We start from the raw sequence: 19,276 nt of genomic DNA on the forward strand, positions 1-19,276 counted from the left end.
CCCGACGTGTCAAGGTACCGTATCGGACGGCGGCAGCCGCCAGCTCCTTTGCATGGGGTTGTTTTCGCTATTTTGGTCCTGCGCATCTGCGACGAACAGCCCGACGCTGGTTTCCACATCGTCATGGCCGGTGACGAGAACGGCGGAAATGGTAACGGTCGGGTCCGTCACGCCGGCGGCTCTTTCGCCGTAGCCCGATCAACGGTAACCAAGCGACTTCCGCCATCTCTCAAATGCCCGACAGCGACAGCCACCGCCTCCCCGACCAGCTCCGCGCCGATCTGCGGCTGGTGTTCGTCGGCACCGCGGCCAGCACGCGGTCAGCCGCCGTCGGGCACTACTACGCCCATCCCGGCAACCGCTTCTGGCGCGCGATCCATGAGGCCGGGATCACGCCGCGGCGCTATCAGCCGGGCGAGTTCGCATCGCTGATCGCGCTCGGGATCGGCTTCACCGATCTCTGCAAGACCGGCGCCGGAATGGATCACCAGATCAACAGGCAGTCGTTCGACGTCGTCGGCTTCCGGACGAAGATCGAGACGTTTCGGCCGAAGATCGTCGCCTTCACCAGCAGGAAGGCGGCGAGCCTGTTCTACAACAGGCCGACCAGCGCGCTCGTGCTCGGTCGGCAGCCGCGCATGAGCGGTTTTCCGGAGGTGTTCGTGCTGCCCTCGCCGTCAGGCGCGGCGTCCGGGCATTGGAGTTTGCAGCCGTGGCGTGAGCTCGCCGAGTGGATCACGGAATCGTAGGATCGTAGGATGGGTTTCGCTTCGCTCTACCCGTCCTACGAGATCGCTACGAGATCGAACGCTTATTCCTTCAACGTGATCGCAAGCCCGCTGAGGTCGACATTGGCCATCAGGCCGACCTGCTTGCCGCTCAGTTCGAGCACCGCGCCGTTCTGGTTGGTCAACAGGATGCCGCGCACGCCGGCGCCGAGCGCAACGCCCATGCCGGCCGCGGCATAGACGCCGTTGATGTCCTGCGGACGGCGGATATTGCGCACCCGCCCCTGCAACGTGGTCTGCGAGCCGCCGAACACGAGGCCATAGTCCAGCCCGCCGGCCGTGAGCCCATAGGTCTGGCCGTGGAAGGTCATGACGCCCTTGCCGGCGGAGCCGCCGAACACCCAGCCGCCCTTGAAGATCACGAGCGTCACCGCGCCCTCGTCAGCCAGGGCGGCGGACGTTCCGGTGAGCATCGCCAGCGCGAGCAGCGCGGCGCGGGCGACGGATGGCAATTTCATGGGATTCTCCGGACGAAGTGAGAGCGAATCGCGGCAACCCAACCGACCGGCAGCATCGCTGAAATGCCGCGAAACATGCGGGATTGCGCTTGTTCCTGATGGTGCGGAGTCTATCATCGCCTCGGCAGCCGCGCGACCACTGGCGCATGCGCGCCGACCGCTTTGCCGGATCGCTGAGGAGTTTGCGCAACAGGGATCTGCATCGATGCACGATTTCACCCCACTTTCCGGCCTCGCCGGCGGCGCGCTGATCGGGCTTGCCGCCGCGCTCTTGATGCTGCTGACCGGGCGGATCGCCGGGGTCACCGGCATCGTCGGCGGCGCGCTGCAGGCCGATACCGCCGACCGCAGCGCCGACCGTTCCTGGCGCATCGCGTTCATCGCGGGGCTGATCGCAGCGCCCCTGATTGCGGCGCTGTTCGGCGCGCCGCTGCCGCGGCCGGCGATGAACGCGAGCCTTGTGGTGGTCGCGATCGCGGGCCTGCTGGTCGGATTCGGCACAAGGATGGGCAATGGCTGCACCTCGGGCCACGGCGTCTGCGGCTTCGCGCGGCTGTCCGGCCGCTCGATCATGGCAACATGCATCTTCATGCTGACGGCGATCGCGACGGTCGCAATCGTCAGGCACGGTATCGGAGGCTAAGCATGATCCGGAAAAGTGCGAAGCGGTTTTCCGAAAAGATCATGCTCAAACAAGGAGGGGTTTAGCGATGTCGGTGCTTGCCAGCTTTGTCTGCGGCCTGATCTTCGGCGCGGGCCTTCTGATCTCCGGCATGACCGATCCGCAGAAGGTGCTCGGCTTCCTCGATCTGTTCGGCGCGTGGGACGCAACGCTCGCCTTCGTGATGGCGGGCGCGGTTGCGGTCGCAGCAACCGGCTTTGCGATCGCGCGGCGGCGCGCCGCGCCCGCCTTCTCGGCGCGCTTCCTCTGGCCCGACCGCAGCGACATCGATGCGCCGCTGGTTGCCGGCGCCGTGCTGTTCGGCATCGGCTGGGGCCTCGTCGGCATCTGCCCCGGCCCCGCACTGGTCAATCTCGCCGGCCTCTCGCTGCCGGTCGTGGTCTTCGTCGCCGCGATGCTCGCAGGCATGATCGGCCAGAATCTCTTCGGCAGGAATCTTTGGCGCCGGCGTGCAGCGGCGCCGCGCGCCATCGAAGTTTCTCCCCTTCCATCTCGCGCAGACGGGTGACCCATGACCACAATCAAGCACTTCCCTCCTCCGCCCGGCGTCCAGGCGCCGCCACTCTCGTTCGGCGCCCGCGTCGGCGATTTGTTGTTCGTCTCGGGCATTCCCGGCTTCGATGCCAATGGCGCGCTGCCCGACGGTTTCGAGGCCCAGTTCGCCAACGTCGTGGTCAACATCAAGCGGGTGCTGGGCGAGGCCGGCGCCAGCGTGCGCGACCTCGTCAAGGTCAACGTGCTCCTGACCCGCGCCACCGACGTCGCCGCCATGAACGCGCTCTATGCCGGCGCCTTCGGCCCGCCGCCCTATCCTGCGCGCACGACCTGCGTGGTGCAGGCCCTGCCCGATCCGAAGATGCTGATCGAGATCGAGGGCGTGGCGCACGTGAAGGGGTGACAACTCTCTCCGTCATTCCCCGGTGTGCAATTGCGCACCTGAGGGTGCGCCGCTTGCGCGAACCTCGGAATGACGAGTGGAGAGAGTGGCGAAACGAAATGCAAAGCTCGGGCAGATCATGTTGCGAGAATGTCGAAGTATGATGCACTGCCCGTGCAACATATTCAGTGTCGTCCCGGCGAAGGCCGGGACCCATAGCCACAAATCTCAATTGGTTTGCGAAGCTGGAGCTGCAGCGCGCTTCAACAATGCAGACCTGTGGTTATGGGTCCCGGCTTTCGCCGGGACGACGACTTGGAGAGCTGCGCTTCAATTCCAGCCCTAGCTGCGCAGCTGTGCAGACATGTGCTAAAACAACAACCCCTGCCCGTCGTCCTCGCGCATAGTCGCCTTTCTCGGCGCGGCCTTCTTCGGTGCCGGCGCGTCCTCCGCGGCGATTTCCTCCGCGGTCATCGGCAACAGCAATTGCGCATCGTCGTTGGCGACGGCGTTGACGCGCATCGTCACCTGGTGCCAGGCGAACTCACCGACCTCGGGGCCCTTCAGCATCGGCATCACGTCGTCGACATCGTTCGGCAGGCAGTCGAGCCAGCGCGCGAATTGCTCGGGCCTGATCGTGACCGGCACGCGGTGATGCAGCTGCGCAAGATCGGGGCTCGCGGGCGCGGTGACGATCGCGACCGTGTCGAGCTCCTCGCCGTTCGGCCCGACCCAGGTTTCGAACACCGCGGCAAAGCCGAGCGGCTCGCCGTCGGCGCGGTGGATGAAGAACGGCTGCTTGCGGCCGCCGGCATCCTGCCATTCGTAATAGCCGTCGGCCGGGATCAGCGCGCGGCGCCGCTTGATCGCGTTCTTGAAGGCCGGCTTCTCGCGCACCGTCTCGGAGCGCGCGTTGATCAGGAGCGAGAAGGTCCTGGGGTCCTTGACCCACGACGGAATCAGGCCCCAGCGCATCAATTGAAAATGCCGGCCGCCATTCTGCAGCAGCACCACCGGGATCGGCTGGGTCGGCGCAACATTATACCGTGGCGGAAAATTCGGCTGCTCGATATAGCCGAACATCTCGCGCAAGGCCGCCGGCGGCGAGGTTATGACAAAGCGTCCGCACATTTGCCGTCCAGAGTGGTATCCGTTTATTCTGCCTTAACTTGGAACGTTAAAGACTGCGATCAATGACCTCAACGGCCGCCATAGCGGGCTCTTCCCTGCGACCGACGTACCCCGACGAGGCGCGGGCGGCGCTGTTGCGCGCCGCCAACATCAACCCGCGGACCGGGCTTGCCACCGACTATCTCAACCATTTCAATGAAGCCGTGATGCTGCTCGAAATGGTCCCGGACATGCCGGAATGCGCCGACGACTTCCTGACCTGGACGCCGCTGTCCTATGCCGAGCATTTCACGGCGTCGAATTTCAAGGCACGGGATTTGGCCATCGAGGCCTATGAGACCGCGGACGCCGCAATCCGGGCCGAATTCGACCAGCTCACCGACAGCATGACGAAGATCCTGACCGAGGTCGGGGCGGCGATGCGGCGATTGCAGCAGGACAAGAGCCGGGTCGCGCTCGCCGAGCAGGCGATCGTCTGGGTCAAGCCGCTGGTGATGCAGACCGCCGGCATCATCAACGGCGCCGCAGAGGCCGATGTCGACAGCATCATGGCGGGCGCCTGAGATATCGGGCATGATGGTCTTCACAACCGGCTGCCAATCACCTTGACCTCTCCCGAACCTCCGATCCGCCCGCAGCTCGCCGTGTCAGGCGTGATCTTCCGCGACGGCAAGGTGCTGTTGGTCCGACGCGCCCGTTCGCCTGCCAAGGGGTTCTATTCGCTTCCCGGCGGCCGGGTCGAATTCGGCGAATCGCTGCATCAGGCCCTGAGCCGCGAGGTTGACGAAGAGACCGGCCTTCGTATCGAGATCGTTGGCCTCGCCGGCTGGCGCGAGGTGCTGCCGGCCGGCCCCGGCACCGGGCACTACCTGATCATGACCTTCGCCGCGCGCTGGGCATCCCGCGAGCCCGTGCTGAACGACGAGCACGACGATTTCAAATGGCTGGCGCCGGAGGAAATCGGCGACCTCAAGGTCACCGGCGGCCTGCATGAGGTGATTGCGGCCGCCCGGCGGCTGGTTTGAGGCCCGTCCGGGGGCTTTGGGGGGCTCGGCCGCCTTGCCTCGGGCGCATTGAGGGGGCATACCACGGCCATTCCGGAACCCCCGATGATCAAAGCCTTTCTCGCCGTTGTGATCCTGATGTCGGCATGCCTTGCGACGCCCGCCCGGGCCCAGGACGCGGCGGCGCCGTTTGACGGCGAATTGCAGCGGCTGGCCGAGATCCTCGGCGGCCTGCACTATCTGCGCGGCATCTGCGGGTCCAACGAAGGCAACAAGTGGCGCAACGAGATGCAGGCGCTGATCGATGCCGAAACCCCCTCGGGCGAGCGCCGCACCCGCATGATCGCCGGATTCAACCGCGGCTATAACGGCTTTCAGCAGACCTACCGCAGCTGCACGCCGGCCGCGACGGTGGCGATCCGCCGCTACATCGAGGAAGGCTCGAAGATCTCGCGGGATCTGACCGCGCGCTATGCCAACTGACGGGGCGATCTTCTTCGACCTCGACGGCACCCTGACCGACCCGAAGCCCGGCATCACCGGCTCGATCCAGTACGCGCTGGAAAAGCTCGGCCGCCCGGTTCCCTCGCAGGAGGACCTGACCTGGTGCATCGGGCCGCCCTTGCGGGCGAGCTTTGCGATGCTGCTCGGCGGCGAGGCGCTCGCCGACCGCGCGGTCGCGCTCTACCGCGAAAGATTCGGCGATGTCGGGCTGTTCGAGAACGCCGTCTATCCCGATATCGCGGACGTTCTGGCCGAGCTGCGCAGGGCGCCGGGCCGGATGTTCGTGGCGACCTCGAAGCCGCACGTGTTCGCGACGCGGATCATCGCGCATTTCGGCCTCGGCGGCTATTTCGACCATGTGTTCGGCTCGGAGTTCGACGGAACCCGGGTCAACAAGGTCGACCTGCTCGCCTATGCGCTGGCGCAGACCGGGGCCGATCCGGACAAATCCCTGATGATCGGCGATCGCAGCCACGACGTGATCGGGGCGAATCGAAACGGCATCCGGGCGGTCGGCGTCACCTATGGCTACGGCACGCCGGAGGAGCTGACCGAGGCCGGCGCCAGCCATCTGTGCGCCACGCCGCGCGCGGTGCTGGACCATATCCACAGCTCATTCGGCTGATCGCGGCCCGGACATCCGGAATTCCCCTTTAAATGCCGGGGCCGCCATTAACCTTTTCGAAAGATGTGGGCTAGGCGGTACCCGCATGCGTGATACATCTCGGACGTCGCAGTGGTTCGCTCCTCGGACCGCGCGCAGTCAATTTGCAGAGTTTCATGCGCCATCCAGCGTCCTTCCCCCATCACCAAGACCCGCGACCCGACCACGAGCAGAAGCAAGCCGCGCTGGGCTATCTCAACGAGGCCTGGGCCGAGGCGCGCCATGACGGCGTCGACGGCGATTGCCTGGCGCAGGCGAGCCTGTTCGCGGCACTGGCCGAGCTGGTCGGCACCTATGGCGAGGACGCGGTGGCGAAGTTCGTCGAGGGCCTCGCCGCGCGCGTGCGCAACGGCGAGTTCTCGCTGGCATTGGCCAGACAGTAATCCGATAGCGTTTTCGAGCGAAGTGGGCCGCCGGTTCGCGTGAAGAAAACGCGTCAAACGCGAACCTACGGCTTCAGCGTCTCGAGGAACCGAACCGGTTCGCCGGTGGACGGTGTCGTGACTTCGCCCTGCCACATCACGCGGCGGCCGCGGATGAAGGTGCCGACGGGCCAGCCGGTGACGCGGACACCGTCATAGGGCGTCCAGCCGGCCTTGGACGCGACCCATTTGTTGGTGATGGTCTCGCTGCGCTTCAAATCGACGATGGTGAAGTCGGCATCGTAGCCGGCGGCGATTCGCCCCTTGCGCGCGATGTTGTAGAGGCGTGCGGGGCCGGCGCTGGTGAGGTCGACGAATCTCGCCAGCGACAGCCGGCCAGCGTTGACGTGATCGAGCATGATCGGCACCAGCGTCTGCACGCCGGTCATGCCGGAGGGCGAGGCCGGATAAGTCTTCGACTTCTCCTCGAGCGTATGCGGGGCGTGGTCGGAGCCGAGCACGTCGATGATGCCCTGCTCGATGCCGCGCCAGATGCCGGCGCGATGATCAGCCCCGCGCACCGGCGGGTTCATCTGCGCGAGCGTGCCCAGCCGCTCGTAGCATTCGGGCGCGACCAGCGTGAGGTGATGCGGCGTCGCTTCGCAGGAGGCAACATCCTTGTGGTCGCGCAGGAACTCAATCTCTTCCTTGGTCGAGATGTGCAGCACGTGAATGCGCTTGCCCGTCTCGTGCGCGAGCTTGACCAGTCGCTGCGTCGCCATCAGCGCCGCGGTCTCGTCGCGCCAGACCGGATGCGAACGCGCATCGCCCTCGATGCGCTGCGGTTTGCGCTCGTTAAGCCGATACTCGTCCTCGGCGTGGAAGGCCGCACGACGGCGGATCACCTGGAAGATGCGGCGCAGGCTTTCGTCGTCCTCCACCAGCAGCGCACCGGTCGAGGAGCCGATGAACACCTTGACGCCGGCGCAGCCGGGTGCGCGCTCCAGCACCGGCAGGTCCTGCACGTTCTCGCGGGTGCCGCCGATGAAGAAGGCGAAATCGCAATGCATGCGGTGATTGGCCCGCTTCACCTTGTCGGTGAATTCGGCCTCCGTCACCGTCAGCGGCGCCGTGTTCGGCATTTCGAACACCGCGGTGACGCCGCCCATCACGGCGCTGCGCGAGCCGGTCTCGAGGTCTTCCTTGTGCTCCAGCCCGGGCTCGCGGAAATGCACCTGCGTGTCCATCACGCCGGGCAGGATGTGCAGGCCCTTGCAGTCGATCACCTCGCCGGCCGAGGCCTGACTGAGCGAGCCGATCGCGGCGATGCGGCCGCCCGCGATACCGATATCGCGCACGCCCTCGCCGTCCTGATTGACCACGGTGCCGGATTTTAGAATGGTGTCAAAATGCTGATTCATCGGTCCTCGACGCCCGCTTTCGGCTGTCGCGCGGGCCTTGTTCGGCGCACTCTAGCGCCTTAGCTTGGCAGGGGATATCGCGGCCTGCGCGTTTCCCAAGGAACTTGGAAAAAGAGCCAATTTTGCGAATGAAAGCAGCGTTTCTTCCAGATCGGGGCGCGGTTAAGGTCTCTGGCGAGGACGCCCGCAACTTCCTCAACGGCCTCATCACCGCCGACATCGCCGAGTTGCGCGCGGGACAGGCCCGGTTTGGCGCGCTGCTGACGCCGCAGGGCAAGATCATCGTCGATTTCCTGATCACCGAGATACCCTCAGGCCATGGCGGCGGCTTCCTGATCGACGCGCCGCGCGCGCTCGCCAAGGGCCTTGCCGACAAGCTCGGCTTCTACAAGCTGCGCGCCAAGGTCGTGGTCGAGAACCTATCCGACAGCCTCGGTGTCCTGGCAGCCTGGGATGGCGAGCCGGCGGCGACGCCGGATCTCGCGTTCGCCGATCCGCGCAACCCAGCGCTCGGCTGGCGCATCCTGATCCCGGAAGATTTGAAGCAGAGGCTCACTGAGCTGATCGGTGCCGATCTCGTCGACTCCAGCGCCTACGAGGCGCACCGCATCGCGCTGGGCGTGCCCCGCGGCGGGCTCGATTTCATGTACAGCGATGCGTTCCCGCACGAGACCAACATGGATCGTCTCGCCGGCGTCGATTTCGACAAGGGCTGCTACGTCGGCCAGGAGGTCGTCTCGCGCATGCAGCATCGCGGCACCGCACGCACGCGCAGCGTGAAGATCGTCCTCGACGGCCCCGCGCCCGAAGCCGGCGCAACGATCCTCGCCGGCGACAAGCCGGTCGGGACCATCGGCTCGACCGCCGGCGGCAAGGGCATTGCCCTCGTGCGCATCGACCGCGTTGCCGAAGCGCTCGACGCGGGCCTGGCGCTGACCGCGGGCGGGCTGTCGCTTCACCTCGCCGAGCCGGACGCCGTCCGCATCACACCCACGCAGACCGTTGCATGACCCGTACCGCGCAACTGCATCCCGACGGCAAGACGCGCTGCCCGTGGCCGGGCGAGGACGCGTTCTACGTCGCCTATCACGACACCGAATGGGGCGTGCCGGAATATGACGACCGCGCACTGTACGAGAAGCTGATGCTCGACGGCTTCCAGGCCGGCCTGTCCTGGATCACGATCCTGCGCAAGCGCGACAATTTCCGCAAAGCCTTCGACGATTTCCAGCCGGAGAAGATCGCGCGCTACAACGCGAAGAAGGTCCATGCGCTGATGAACGATGCCGGTATCGTGCGCAACAAGGCCAAGATCGATGGCGCGATCCTGAGCGCGAAATCCTATCTCGACATCATGGAGAAAGGCCCGGGCTTCTCGAATTTCCTTTGGGACTTCGTCGACGGCAAGCCGAAGGTCAACCAGTTCAAGTCCACCGCGAGCGTGCCCGCCTCGACGCCGCTGTCGGTGCAGATCTCCAAGGAGCTGTCCTCGCGCGGCTTCAAATTCGTCGGCCCGACCATCGTCTATGCCTTCATGCAGGCGACCGGCATGGTCAACGATCATCTCGTGACCTGCTTCTGCCACGAGAGCTGCAGCGGCAAGCTCCGCACACCGCGACTCAAGAAGAAATGACGGCGCGCAAATCGACGGAGACAACCCGCGCCTGGCAGCGGATGTTGTCGGGACGCCGGCTCGACCTGCTCGACCCGTCGCCGCTCGATATCGAAATCGTCGACATCGCGCATGGACTGGCGCGGGTTGCGCGCTGGAACGGCCAGACCAGCGGGGCGCACATCTTCTCGGTGGCCCAGCACACGCTGCTGGTCGAGGCCGTGATGCGCCAGCAGATGCCGCGCGTCGACATCCGCCATCGTCTCGCGGCCCTGCTGCACGATGCGCCGGAATATGTGATCGGCGACATGATCTCGCCGTTCAAGGCCGTGCTCGACGGCCATTACAAGGCGGTCGAGAAGCGCCTCCTCGGCGCCATCCATATCCGCTTCGGCCTGCCGCCGGTGCTGCCCGACGAGATCACGCAAGCCATCAAGGCCGCCGATCGCGGCGCAGCCTACCTCGAGGCCACGCATCTGGCGGGATTTTCGCAAGCCGAGGCCAAGCGGCTGTTCGGCCGCGATCCGGAACTGCCCGAAGCGACCGAGCGCGACTATCTGACGCCATGGACCGCCGCGCGGGCCGAAAAGCAGTTCCTCGAGCGCTTCAACACATTGCACGCCTCCTAGGCGCGGCACGTGTGCCGTCGGTTGCGCCGCAAAACGACGAATCGGCATGGCACCCCCGCCTTTGCCCGTTCGGGAGCAGCCGTTATAATCCGGCACCCCCGATAGAAGGACCATCATGCTTCACGTCTGCTCGCTTGCCGCACTCTCCGACACGGTTCGCGCCACCGGCGCCAGCCATGTGCTGACGGTGATGGCCAATGTCGAGCAGGTGGCACGTCCGGTGTCGGTGCTGCCGGCCAACCATCTCAAGGTGTCGATGGATGACATCACCGAGGAGATGGACGGTTTCGTCGCGCCCAACGAGTCGCATATCGAGAAGGTGCTGAGCTTCGTGCGCGGCTGGGATCGCCAAGCACCAATGGTCGTGCATTGCTACGCCGGCATCAGCCGTTCGACGGCGAGCGCATTCGCCACGGTCTGCGCCCTCAACCCGCACCGCGACGAAATGTCCATCGCCCGGATGATCCGCGAGGCCTCGCCGATCGCGGCCCCCAACCGGCTGATCGTCAGCCTCGCCGACAAGGCGCTGGGGCGCGAGGGCCGGATGCTGCGTGCACTCGACGCGATGGGTCCCGGCAGCATGAGCGTCGAAGGCCGGCCTTTCCGCATCGATCTGGACTAAGCGCGGCCGGTCACCCCCGATCGCTTGAACTTCCGGTCCTCCTCACGGCACTACTAGGTTGCGACGGGCCGCTGGCTGGCCAAGTCCGGCGCGTCCCGCCGGAGGCCCAATGTTCGATTCGCCGTTCGACTTCCTGACGCTCGTCCTCGCCATCGTCGCGATCATTTTCGCGCGCAAGGCGCTGGGCCGGATCGACCTGCTGCAGCGACGCCTGGATGCGATCGAGGCCGCGGGCGGCGCCGCCGTGAGGACGGCCATGCCGCCACCGCTGACCCCGCTGCAGGAGTTCGAGCAGACGCCGCCGACGGCGCCGTCCGTCGCGCCGCCACCGCTCCCGGAGGCGACTCCCGGGGGACCGGCCGCGCAGACCGAGCCAGCCGCGGACGCGCCAGGTGCCGCACCGCCGCCCCTGCCGGAGCCGCCAGCCCCGCCGCAGCCGGCACCGGGCTTCGAGGAGACGCTCGGCACCCGCTGGGTGGTGTGGATCGGCGGGCTCGCGCTCGCGCTCGGCGGCTTCTTCATGGTGCGCTATTCGATCGAGGCCGGCCTCCTCGGCCCCGGCGTGCGCGTGTTCCTCGGCGGATTGTTCGCACTGGCGCTGCTCGGCGCCGGCGAATGGACGCGGCGCAAGGAGGCCATATCGAGCATCCAGGCGCTGCCGATCGCCAACATCCCCGCGATCCTCACCGCGGCCGGCACGGCGGTGGCGTTCGCCACCATCTATGCCGCTTACGCGCTCTACGGCTTCCTCGTGCCCGCAACCGCCTTCGTGCTGCTCGGCCTTGTCGCGCTCGGCACGCTTGCGGCCGCGCTGCTGCACGGGCCCGCGCTGGCCGGGCTCGGCATCGTCGGCGCCTTCGTCACGCCGCTCCTGGTGTCGTCAGACAAGCCCGATTTCTGGTCGCTCTACATCTACCTCGCTATCGTCACGGCGGCAGCGTTCGGCCTTGCACGCATCCGGCTGTGGCGCTGGCTCGCGGTCACGACGATCGCCTTCGCGCTGCTGTGGACCTTCCCTTGCCTGCAATGCGGTCCGGAGATGATCGCGCCGCACGTCTTCCATGTGATCGCTGGCTTCGTGCTGGCGGCGCTGCTCGTGGTCTGCGGCTTCATGCTCGGCCCCGGCGGCGATGGCGAGGAGATCGAGCCGATCTCCTCGGGCTCGCTCGCGGCTTATCTGCTTGGCGCGATGCTGATCGTGCTCAACAGCGCCCACGCCGACACCGCGATGATCGGCTTCGCGCTGCTGACGGCCGCAAGCCTGCTTGTCGCCTGGCGCGCGCCTGCTGCTACCCGTGCGATCGGCGCCGCGTCGATCTTCGTGTTCATCGTGTTCGGCGAATGGGCCGTCCGCCGCAACGTCGACATGCTGGTGCTGCCGGGCGGCGCGATCCCCGGCATCGGCCCGTCCGCGACCGATGGCTCGGTCTCGCTGCATCTCGTCACCGCCGCGCTGTTCGCTGCTGCGTTCGGCATCGCCGGTTTCCTCGCACAATTCCGTTTTGCCACCACGAAGGTCACGGTGACCTGGGCCGCCGCGGCCGTGTTCACGCCGATCGCGATCCTGGTCGCGCTCTACGCGCGTATCGCTCATCTCGACCGCTCGATCCCGTTCGCGATCCTGGCGGTGCTGCTTGCCGCCGCCTATGCGGCTGCGACTGAAGCACTGACCCGGCGCGGCGAACGGCCGGAGCTGTCGCCTTCGATTGCGTTGTCCGCCACCGGCGCCCTCGCCTCGCTGGCGCTGGCGCTGACCTTCGCGCTGGAGAAGGGCTGGCTGACGATCGCGCTGGCGCTGATGTCGCTCGGCACGGCCTGGATCTCGATGCAGCGGCCGATTCCGTTCCTGCGCTGGCTTGCCGCGATCTTGGCCGGCATTGTGGTGCTGCGCATCGGCTATGAGCCGCGGATCGCGGGCGACGCCGTCGGCACCACGCCGATTCTGAACTGGCTGCTGTGGGGCTACGGCCTGCCGGCCCTTTCGTTCTGGGTGGCAAGCCATTTCCTGCGCCGCAAGGGCGACGACGTCCCGCTGCGCATGGTCGAGGCCGCCGCGATCCTGTTCACCGCGCTGCTCGCCTTCATGGAGATCCGGCACGCGGTCAACAGCGGCGATGTCTACTACGCCAGCGCCGGGCTGACCGAGGTCGCTCTGCAAGTCGGCGTCACGCTGGCGATGGCGATCGGGCTGGAGCGGTTGCGGCTGCGCAGCCGCAGCATCGTGCACAATGTCGGCGCGGTGGTGCTGACCGCGTTCGCCGGGCTCGCCAGCCTGTTCGGGCTGCTGGCGCTGGAGAACCCGATGCTGTGGTGGCAGGACGTCGGCGGCAGCTTCATCAACCTGCTGCTGCTCGGCTACGCGCTGCCGGCGGTGCTGGCGCTGCTGCTGTCCTATGCGGTGGCGGGCCATCGTCCTGCCGGCTATGCCAACACGATCGCCGCCGGCGCGCTGGTCCTTGCGCTCGCCTACGTCACGTTCGAGATCCGGAGGCTCTACCACGGACCGGTGCTGACGCGCGGCGAGACCACGGGCGCCGAGCAATACACCTATTCGATCGGCTGGCTCGCTTTCGGCGTGGTGCTGCTCGGCGTCGGCATCCTCGTCAACTCGGAACGGGCGCGGCTGGCGTCGGCTGCAGTCATCGCGCTGACGATCCTCAAGGCCTTCGTCATCGACATGTCGACGCTGACGGGCGTCTACCGCGCGCTCTCGTTCATGTGCCTCGGCGTGGTGCTGGTCGCGATCGGCTGGCTGTACCAACGCATCCTGTTTCGCAGGCGAACCACCCCGCCGCTCGCGCAGGCCGAGGGCTAGAACCTGCCGTCTCGAAAGACAGCCTTCAGTCGACGGACTCGGCGACCAGTCTAATCCTGAACACGGGTTTTCTGCCCTCGTCGAGCAGCTCCATGTGCCATTCGCTGTTCTGCTTCAGATTGCGCGAAATGCTGCCGAGGAAATTTCCGCAGACCTTGGTCATCTCGGCCCAGGCCACCTCGCGGCTCTCAAACTCCGTCGCGTGGTCGGATGCACCAGCGTAATCGCCGTCACTGATTCGAAAAAAATATTGCGCCATATGACTACTCAAAATCAGAGTCCCCAATGTCCCGCCTCGCGGCGAACGCCAGGTATTGAGTAGCGAGCAAGGCGTGGCGACCGCCATCCGTATGACTACGGCTTGGCGACGCTATTCCCGCTAGCGCGCAGATGAAAGGTTAGTCGGTGGAGCGGCGCAATTCCGGCGCGCTCTCGACCTTGGCGGGCTCGGCCTTGACCGGCTCGAGCTTCGCGCTTCCGACCTGCGGCGTCTCAACGCGCGACACTTCGGTCTGCGAGGCATCCGCCGATCGGGTGCGCGGATGCAGCGAGCGCGGCCGCGCCGCAGCGCGCGCCATCAGCATCTGGTTGCCGCCCTGGTGACGGAAGTCGCAATAGGCGAAGCCCATGCCCGACACCGAGCCGCGGAACGAGCGGTCGTCCTGCTTGTCGAGATTGAAGCACGGTTCGAACGGAATGCCCTTCAGCGACGCGCAAACGCTCTGACCGCGGATCTGCAGCGTGTTGCCGGGCAGGCGCAGGTGACGGATCGGCCCCGAGCCGGAGAACTGGACCGAGCCTGCCGCACCCAGATCGTCGAGGATGCGGCCGGCGCCACGGGTACCATCGAAACAGGTGAACGCGAACACCTTGCCGGCGACGAATTTGCGGGCCTCATCGGCGTTCATCATGCCCGCGAATGCCGGCACGACCATTGCTCCGGCCGTGACGGCCCCCAACACCAAACGCGCAAGCATGAGCTACTCCACTTACGAGCGCGGGCACTCGCTCCTTGTTGCGCATGCCCCCCGCACCGACGCTTTTCGACGTCTGCGCGAGGAAACCCGGCCCCCCGGGATCATGCTGCAAGTCTCTTTACCCGCTGCTTACCATACGAACCAAGGCAACATTGGAGCAGCTTGGTTGGTAAAGTCTGAACGCCGTTAGACAATTTTTACCACGATGCGGCCGCGGACCTCACCGGCCAGGATTTTCGCGCCAAAGCCCATGACTTCGTCCAGGGTGATTTCGTGAGTGATATCAGCCAGTTTTGCCTTGTCGAGATCGCTGGCCAGGCGGCGCCAGGCGGTCCTCCGCAGTTCGATCGGACACATCACCGAATCGATACCGAGAAGGCACACTCCGCGCAAAATAAACGGCGCGACCGAGGACGGCAGGTCCATGCCCGCCGCCAGGCCGCAAGCTGCAATCGCTCCGCCGTACTTCGTCATCGAGAGCAGGTTGGCGAGGGTGGTCGAGCCGACGCTGTCGACGCCGCCAGCCCAGCGCTCCTTGGCGAGGGCCTTGGGCGCACCTGACAGTTCGGCGCGGTCGATCACCTCGGTGGCGCCGAGACCCTTGAGGTAGTCGGTCTCCGACATCCGGCCGGTCGAGGCGATGACGTGGTAGCCGAGCTTCGAGAGCACGGCGATCGCAACCGAACCGACTCCGCCGGCCGCCCCCGTCACCACCACCGGGCCGCTCTTCGGCGAGAGACCGTGCTTCTCGAGCGCCAGCACCGCGAGCATTGCAGTGAAGCCGGCGGTGCCGATCGCCATGGCGTCGCGCGCCGACAGGCCGTCGGGCAGCCGCACCAGCCAGTCGCCCTTCACCCGCGCCTTCTCCGCATAGGCGCCGAGATGGGTCTCGCCCATGCCCCATCCGGTGCAGACCACCTTGTCGCCCGGCTTCCACTGGGGATGCGAGGAGGCTTCGACCGTGCCGGCGAAGTCGATGCCGGCGATCATCGGGAAGCGGCGCACCACCGGCGCCTTGCCTGTGAGCGCAAGGCCGTCCTTGTAGTTCAGCGTGGACCACTCCACACGGACGGTGACGTCACCGTCCATCAGCTCAGCTTCGTCGAACTGCGTGAGCTGCGCGGTGGTGCCCTTGTCCGCCTTGTCGATCCGGATCGCCTTGAATGTGGCCACGATGTGCACTCCCCGTAATCTTGGTTTCGGGGAATGGTTTACCCCATCAGGCAGGCTGCGCAACCGGGCGGGCGACGGGCTTTTCGACGATCGGAAGATTGATCAGCGCGGAAAGCACGCCGAACAGGATCGAGAGCCACCAGATCGGCGTGTAGGAACCGAACCGCTCGAATACGATGCCCCCTAGCCAGACACCGAGGAAGCCGCCGACCTGATGGCTGACGAAGGCGAAGCCGTAGAGCGTCGCGAGCCAGCGCGTGCCGAACATCAGCGCGACCAGTGCCGAGGTGGGCGGCACCGTCGACAGCCAGGTCAGGCCGGAGATCGCGCCAAACGCGATCGCCGAGAACGGCGTGATCGGGAACGCGATGAAGGCGAGGGTCGCAAGCGCACGGGTGAAGTAGATGGTCGAGAGGATGTAGCGCTTGGGCAGATAGTTCTGGAGATAGCCGACGCTGAGCGAACCGATGATGTTGAACAGGCCGATCGCCGCGATCACCCAGCCACCGGTTTGCGTCGAGATGCCGCTATCGACCAGAAAGGCCGGCAGATGCACGGTGATGAAGGCGAGCTGGAAGCCGCAGGTGAAGAAGCCGAGCACCAGGAGCACGTAGGAGCGGTGGCCGAAGGCCTCCGCAAGCGCGGTCTTGAACGACTGCTGATCGGCCGGCGCGGCGTCATTCGTCTCCGCCGGCGGCGTCGAGAGCGCCAGCGACAACGGCAGGATCAGCAGCATCAGTGCGCCGAATACGAGGAGCGCGGTCTGCCAGCCGAAATTATCGATCAACGCGACGCCAATCGGTGCGAACAGGAACTGCCCGAACGACCCCGCCGCCGTGCCGGCACCGAGCGCAAGGCCGCGCTTCTCGGCCGGCAACAGCTTGCTGAACGCCGATAGCACCAGATTGAACGAGCAGCCGGCAAGACCAAAGCCGATCATGACGCCGGCGCCGATGTCGAGCGAGAGCGGCGTCGAGGAGTAGCGCATCAGCAATAGACCGGCGGCGTAGAGCAGCGCGCCGACGACCATGACGCGCAGCAGGCCGAAACGGTCGGCAATCGCACCGGCGAGCGGCTGGCCCAGCCCCCACAACAGATTCTGCACGGCAATCGCGAGGCCAAACACGTCGCGGCCCCAGCTGAATTCGTGACTCATCGGCTGCACGAAGAAACCGAGGCTGGAGCGCGGGCCGAAGCTCAGCAGAGCGATCGCGCAGCCGCAAACGATGATGACCAGCGGCGTGCGCCACGTGCCCGACGTCGGTCGAAGATCCCCGGTGGTAACGGCCATCTTGTCTTCCCCCGCAATTGCTGCGCGGGGAGCAGCCCCGCCGAACGTTACGGGGAGTTAATGCAGATGCATGAAAACCCCAAGAGGGACCGGAGAAAAATATTCGCCTGCAGGGCTGCTCTGCAGAATCGGAGAGGATGATGACCGTCATTCCGGGGCACGCCCCGCGGGCCATCCCGGAACGACGTCGTGAGGTTGCGACGCGTCTGCCCCGAATATCGCGACGGGCTCAGGCCGAATGGCGGGGAACGTTGTCTTCTCCTTCCCCCCCCCCTGAAAGGGGGAAGGTCGGGATGGGGGTCAGCCACACGCATCGCTGCGTGGAGGGACCGGATCGCCACCCGCTTTGCTCTGACGAGCAAGCGACCTCCCCTTTTCAAGGGGAGGTTAGGCTGACAGCTACCGCCGGGCGCTGGCCTGCTCGGCCGAGCTCTGGGCGGCCTCGGCGAGCTGTGCCGAGATCTTGGCGGTCTCGGCCGGGTTGCCCCAACTCGGCGCGTCGCTGCCGTCGCCCCAGGCGCGCGGGCGATAGAAGGTGTGGACGCCGAACTTGTACATCTTCTTCATCTCGCTGACCCAGGACGGCCGCACCCAATAGGCGTGGTAGTGGGTCGAGCGGTCGACTTCCGGCAGCCACAATTCGCCGTCGAGCATCGCCTTGGAGATCTTCTTGGCCCGCTCCCACATTTCGGGCTCGCGGATCACGTCCGGATTGTTGTCGCAGGCGAAGGTGAACTGGCAGGCGAAATGACGGTACTTGTTCTGGTAGACCACGCCGCACACGGTTTCGGGATATTTGCCGGAGAACAAGCGGTTCATCACCACCTGCGCCACCGCCATCTGGCCGCGCACGGCCTCGCCGCGGGATTCGAAATAGACGGCTTCGGCGAGGCATTTCTCCGATTTCGCGCGCGACTTGTCGTCGAGCGCGAGCCGCTCCGCCGGCGATCTGGCGCGCTGGTTGTCGGCGTTGACCTCGCCCTTCGGCGCAACGCTCTCGCCCATCTCGCCGGCCTTGACCGGACCGTCGGCATCGACCGGCAATGACGCCATCACCTTCATGTCGGGATCGGGCGTTGCTACCGGCATCACAACAACCGGCGCCTCGCCGGGCTGCCAGCGCTCGAGGTTCTCCGGCGTGCCGAGCGACGAGCCGAAGAACAGGCTGGCGGTCTGGAATGCGAACGGGTCGCGCTCGCGCGCCGCATCGGCGGGCGCAGCCGCAGGCTTCGCGGGCGCAGGCTTCAGATCGTCGAGCGGGCTCGCCTCGAGCGAGAGCGACACGTCGTTCTGCTGCGGCGACGGCTTGGCATATTGCGGCAAGGGCGGCGCGCGCAGCGCCTCCTGCAATTCAGGATCGAGCGGCGCGCTGTCGGCCGGTGCGGTCGCGGTCTTCATGCCCTTGACCGACGAATTCGATGTCGCGGGATCCTCGTTCGCCGGCGCCGTAGTTGCAGGCTCCGCAGGTTCGACCTGATCGGGCCGCCGGACGACGAGGCGATCGCCCTTCAGGGTGCGATCGACCTTGGGAAAATCGGATGCCTGATAGCGCGGCGGCGGGGCGGTGATCGGATTGCGCGTCACCGTTCCGGTGATATCGAGGTTCGAACTGTCCAGTCTCGCGAGCAGGATTTGCGGGGCTTGCGGCGCGGACGTGCCGATCGGACGGCCGAAGCTGTAGGTCGCGACCTGGATGGAGCCGACGGCGGAGGCGAAGACGCGCTTCTGCCACCGCTCGGCGACGCCGGGCTGGCGCGCCAGCAGGGAGGCAATGTCCTGATAGCCGGTCTCTCTCGGCATCAATGCGAAGATGCAGAGACCGAGACCGAAGAGCGCAAGACGTGCGCTCTTCGGCTGGTTACGCGACACAAACATCGTACGCTCACGCAACGCTTACTGAGTGCAATCGAACGCGGTACATCCGCGCAATTCGACCTTTCTCGTTGCTAAACCGTTTAGGTTGCCGCGGAGTTAATCGGCGTTGCTCGCGCGCTACACTCAAGCGATCGCGCATGTTTCGCAGGTTGCATTGCGCGCCTTGGTAAACGCGCGGCGCGTGAAAGTCGTAAACAACAGGTCAACGGAGATGGTGAATAGAGTGTTGCACGCGCCGTAGGACTCCGGCGCGTAGGATGGGTGGAGCGCGGCGATACCCATCATCTCTCCACGCGGAGGCAATTGATGGGTATCGCTTTGCCCCACCCATCCTACGAACTGCGCGCACGCAACAAACAAAAATGGCCGGGACTTGGTCCCGGCCATTGCA

Annotated in this window: 24 protein-coding genes; 14 read left to right on the forward strand and 10 right to left on the reverse strand. The window is 66.0% G+C overall.

Annotated elements, in window-relative coordinates:
- Positions 1–9 precede the first annotated feature (9 nt).
- Positions 10–171, reverse strand: a complete 162-nt coding sequence (locus tag RX327_RS29010; protein ID WP_157346238.1) for a hypothetical protein — start codon at positions 169–171, stop codon at positions 10–12.
- 62 nt (positions 172–233) lie between these two features.
- On the opposite strand from RX327_RS29010, the gene RX327_RS29015 reads away from it, so the two are divergent.
- A complete protein-coding gene (locus tag RX327_RS29015) occupies positions 234–749 on the forward strand; it encodes a mismatch-specific DNA-glycosylase (RefSeq protein ID WP_317247850.1) in 516 nt (171 codons plus the stop codon).
- Positions 750–811: 62 nt separating this feature from the next.
- Here the strand turns inward: RX327_RS29015 and RX327_RS29020 are convergent, their stop codons facing one another.
- Positions 812–1,246, reverse strand: coding sequence for a hypothetical protein (locus RX327_RS29020; protein ID WP_028332611.1), 435 nt, complete (start codon positions 1,244–1,246; stop codon positions 812–814).
- Positions 1,247–1,451: 205 nt separating this feature from the next.
- Here RX327_RS29020 and RX327_RS29025 point away from each other — a divergent pair, with 205 nt between their 5' ends.
- The 3 genes from RX327_RS29025 to RX327_RS29035 all read left to right on the forward strand — a co-directional run bounded on the left by RX327_RS29025 (position 1,452) and on the right by RX327_RS29035 (position 2,826).
- The gene (locus RX327_RS29025) at positions 1,452–1,889 is read left to right on the forward strand and encodes a YeeE/YedE family protein (RefSeq protein WP_317247851.1); all 438 of its coding nucleotides are present in this window, start codon (positions 1,452–1,454) and stop codon (positions 1,887–1,889) included.
- Between the two features lie 67 nt (positions 1,890–1,956).
- Complete coding sequence (locus RX327_RS29030) at positions 1,957–2,436, forward strand: DUF6691 family protein (protein WP_050384994.1); 480 nt, start codon at positions 1,957–1,959, stop codon at positions 2,434–2,436.
- Positions 2,437–2,439: 3 nt separating this feature from the next.
- Positions 2,440–2,826, forward strand: coding sequence for a RidA family protein (locus RX327_RS29035; RefSeq protein WP_317247852.1), 387 nt, complete (start codon positions 2,440–2,442; stop codon positions 2,824–2,826).
- Between the two features lie 348 nt (positions 2,827–3,174).
- Here RX327_RS29035 and RX327_RS29040 read toward each other — a convergent pair whose 3' ends face one another.
- Positions 3,175–3,936: an SOS response-associated peptidase gene (locus RX327_RS29040; RefSeq protein WP_317247853.1), complete on the reverse strand. Its 762-nt coding sequence runs from the start codon at positions 3,934–3,936 to the stop codon at positions 3,175–3,177.
- A 62-nt stretch (positions 3,937–3,998) separates the two neighbouring features.
- Here RX327_RS29040 and RX327_RS29045 point away from each other — a divergent pair, with 62 nt between their 5' ends.
- From RX327_RS29045 to RX327_RS29065, 5 genes are all read left to right on the forward strand, one after another.
- Positions 3,999–4,499, forward strand: coding sequence for a hypothetical protein (locus RX327_RS29045; protein ID WP_317247854.1), 501 nt, complete (start codon positions 3,999–4,001; stop codon positions 4,497–4,499).
- A 42-nt stretch (positions 4,500–4,541) separates the two neighbouring features.
- On the forward strand, positions 4,542–4,961 hold the full coding sequence (locus tag RX327_RS29050) for an NUDIX hydrolase (protein WP_317247855.1): 420 nt from the start codon (positions 4,542–4,544) through the stop codon (positions 4,959–4,961).
- A gap of 84 nt (positions 4,962–5,045) precedes the next feature.
- The gene (locus tag RX327_RS29055; RefSeq protein ID WP_317247856.1) at positions 5,046–5,423 is read left to right on the forward strand and encodes a TIGR02301 family protein; all 378 of its coding nucleotides are present in this window, start codon (positions 5,046–5,048) and stop codon (positions 5,421–5,423) included.
- Positions 5,413–6,069, forward strand: coding sequence for an HAD family hydrolase (locus tag RX327_RS29060; RefSeq protein WP_050384990.1), 657 nt, complete (start codon positions 5,413–5,415; stop codon positions 6,067–6,069). The genes RX327_RS29055 and RX327_RS29060 overlap by 11 nt, the downstream gene beginning before the upstream one ends.
- A gap of 155 nt (positions 6,070–6,224) precedes the next feature.
- Positions 6,225–6,491, forward strand: coding sequence for a hypothetical protein (locus RX327_RS29065; protein ID WP_317247857.1), 267 nt, complete (start codon positions 6,225–6,227; stop codon positions 6,489–6,491).
- Positions 6,492–6,556: 65 nt separating this feature from the next.
- On the opposite strand, the gene RX327_RS29070 is transcribed toward RX327_RS29065, so the two are convergent.
- Positions 6,557–7,891, reverse strand: coding sequence for a dihydroorotase (locus RX327_RS29070; protein WP_317247858.1), 1,335 nt, complete (start codon positions 7,889–7,891; stop codon positions 6,557–6,559).
- Between the two features lie 23 nt (positions 7,892–7,914).
- Between RX327_RS29070 and RX327_RS29075 the strand changes: the two genes are divergently transcribed.
- The 5 genes from RX327_RS29075 to RX327_RS29095 all read left to right on the forward strand — a co-directional run bounded on the left by RX327_RS29075 (position 7,915) and on the right by RX327_RS29095 (position 13,569).
- Positions 7,915–8,901 (forward strand): YgfZ/GcvT domain-containing protein, encoded by a 987-nt coding sequence (locus tag RX327_RS29075; RefSeq protein ID WP_410712200.1) that lies wholly within the window; start codon positions 7,915–7,917, stop codon positions 8,899–8,901.
- Positions 8,898–9,524 carry a DNA-3-methyladenine glycosylase I gene (locus RX327_RS29080; protein ID WP_317247859.1) on the forward strand — a complete coding sequence of 209 codons (627 nt, stop codon included), beginning with the start codon at positions 8,898–8,900 and terminating at the stop codon, positions 9,522–9,524. Before RX327_RS29075 ends, RX327_RS29080 begins: the two co-directional genes overlap by 4 nt.
- Positions 9,521–10,132 (forward strand): HD family hydrolase, encoded by a 612-nt coding sequence (locus RX327_RS29085; protein ID WP_317247860.1) that lies wholly within the window; start codon positions 9,521–9,523, stop codon positions 10,130–10,132. Before RX327_RS29080 ends, RX327_RS29085 begins: the two co-directional genes overlap by 4 nt.
- A 115-nt stretch (positions 10,133–10,247) precedes the next feature.
- Positions 10,248–10,754: a tyrosine phosphatase family protein gene (locus RX327_RS29090; RefSeq protein ID WP_317247861.1), complete on the forward strand. Its 507-nt coding sequence runs from the start codon at positions 10,248–10,250 to the stop codon at positions 10,752–10,754.
- A 109-nt stretch (positions 10,755–10,863) separates the two neighbouring features.
- Entirely contained in the window at positions 10,864–13,569 is a 2,706-nt protein-coding gene (locus RX327_RS29095) for a DUF2339 domain-containing protein (RefSeq protein ID WP_317247862.1), read from the forward strand.
- Positions 13,570–13,594: 25 nt separating this feature from the next.
- Here the strand turns inward: RX327_RS29095 and RX327_RS29100 are convergent, their stop codons facing one another.
- The 6 genes from RX327_RS29100 to RX327_RS29125 all read right to left on the reverse strand — a co-directional run bounded on the left by RX327_RS29100 (position 13,595) and on the right by RX327_RS29125 (position 19,272).
- Positions 13,595–13,828 carry a DUF6894 family protein gene (locus tag RX327_RS29100; RefSeq protein ID WP_050384986.1) on the reverse strand — a complete coding sequence of 78 codons (234 nt, stop codon included), beginning with the start codon at positions 13,826–13,828 and terminating at the stop codon, positions 13,595–13,597.
- Positions 13,829–13,967: 139 nt separating this feature from the next.
- The gene (locus RX327_RS29105; RefSeq protein WP_317247863.1) at positions 13,968–14,546 is read right to left on the reverse strand and encodes a hypothetical protein; all 579 of its coding nucleotides are present in this window, start codon (positions 14,544–14,546) and stop codon (positions 13,968–13,970) included.
- Positions 14,547–14,732: 186 nt separating this feature from the next.
- A complete protein-coding gene (locus RX327_RS29110; protein WP_317247864.1) occupies positions 14,733–15,719 on the reverse strand; it encodes an MDR family oxidoreductase in 987 nt (328 codons plus the stop codon).
- Between the two features lie 46 nt (positions 15,720–15,765).
- Positions 15,766–17,010 carry an MFS transporter gene (locus tag RX327_RS29115; RefSeq protein WP_317247865.1) on the reverse strand — a complete coding sequence of 415 codons (1,245 nt, stop codon included), beginning with the start codon at positions 17,008–17,010 and terminating at the stop codon, positions 15,766–15,768.
- Between the two features lie 399 nt (positions 17,011–17,409).
- Positions 17,410–18,885 (reverse strand): cell wall hydrolase, encoded by a 1,476-nt coding sequence (locus RX327_RS29120; RefSeq protein ID WP_317247866.1) that lies wholly within the window; start codon positions 18,883–18,885, stop codon positions 17,410–17,412.
- 123 nt (positions 18,886–19,008) lie between these two features.
- Positions 19,009–19,272, reverse strand: a complete 264-nt coding sequence (locus tag RX327_RS29125; RefSeq protein ID WP_050384985.1) for a hypothetical protein — start codon at positions 19,270–19,272, stop codon at positions 19,009–19,011.
- Positions 19,273–19,276: the final 4 nt, after the last annotated feature.

The organism is Bradyrhizobium sp. BEA-2-5 (assembly GCF_032918025.1).
Lineage (GTDB): Bacteria > Pseudomonadota > Alphaproteobacteria > Rhizobiales > Xanthobacteraceae > Bradyrhizobium > Bradyrhizobium pachyrhizi.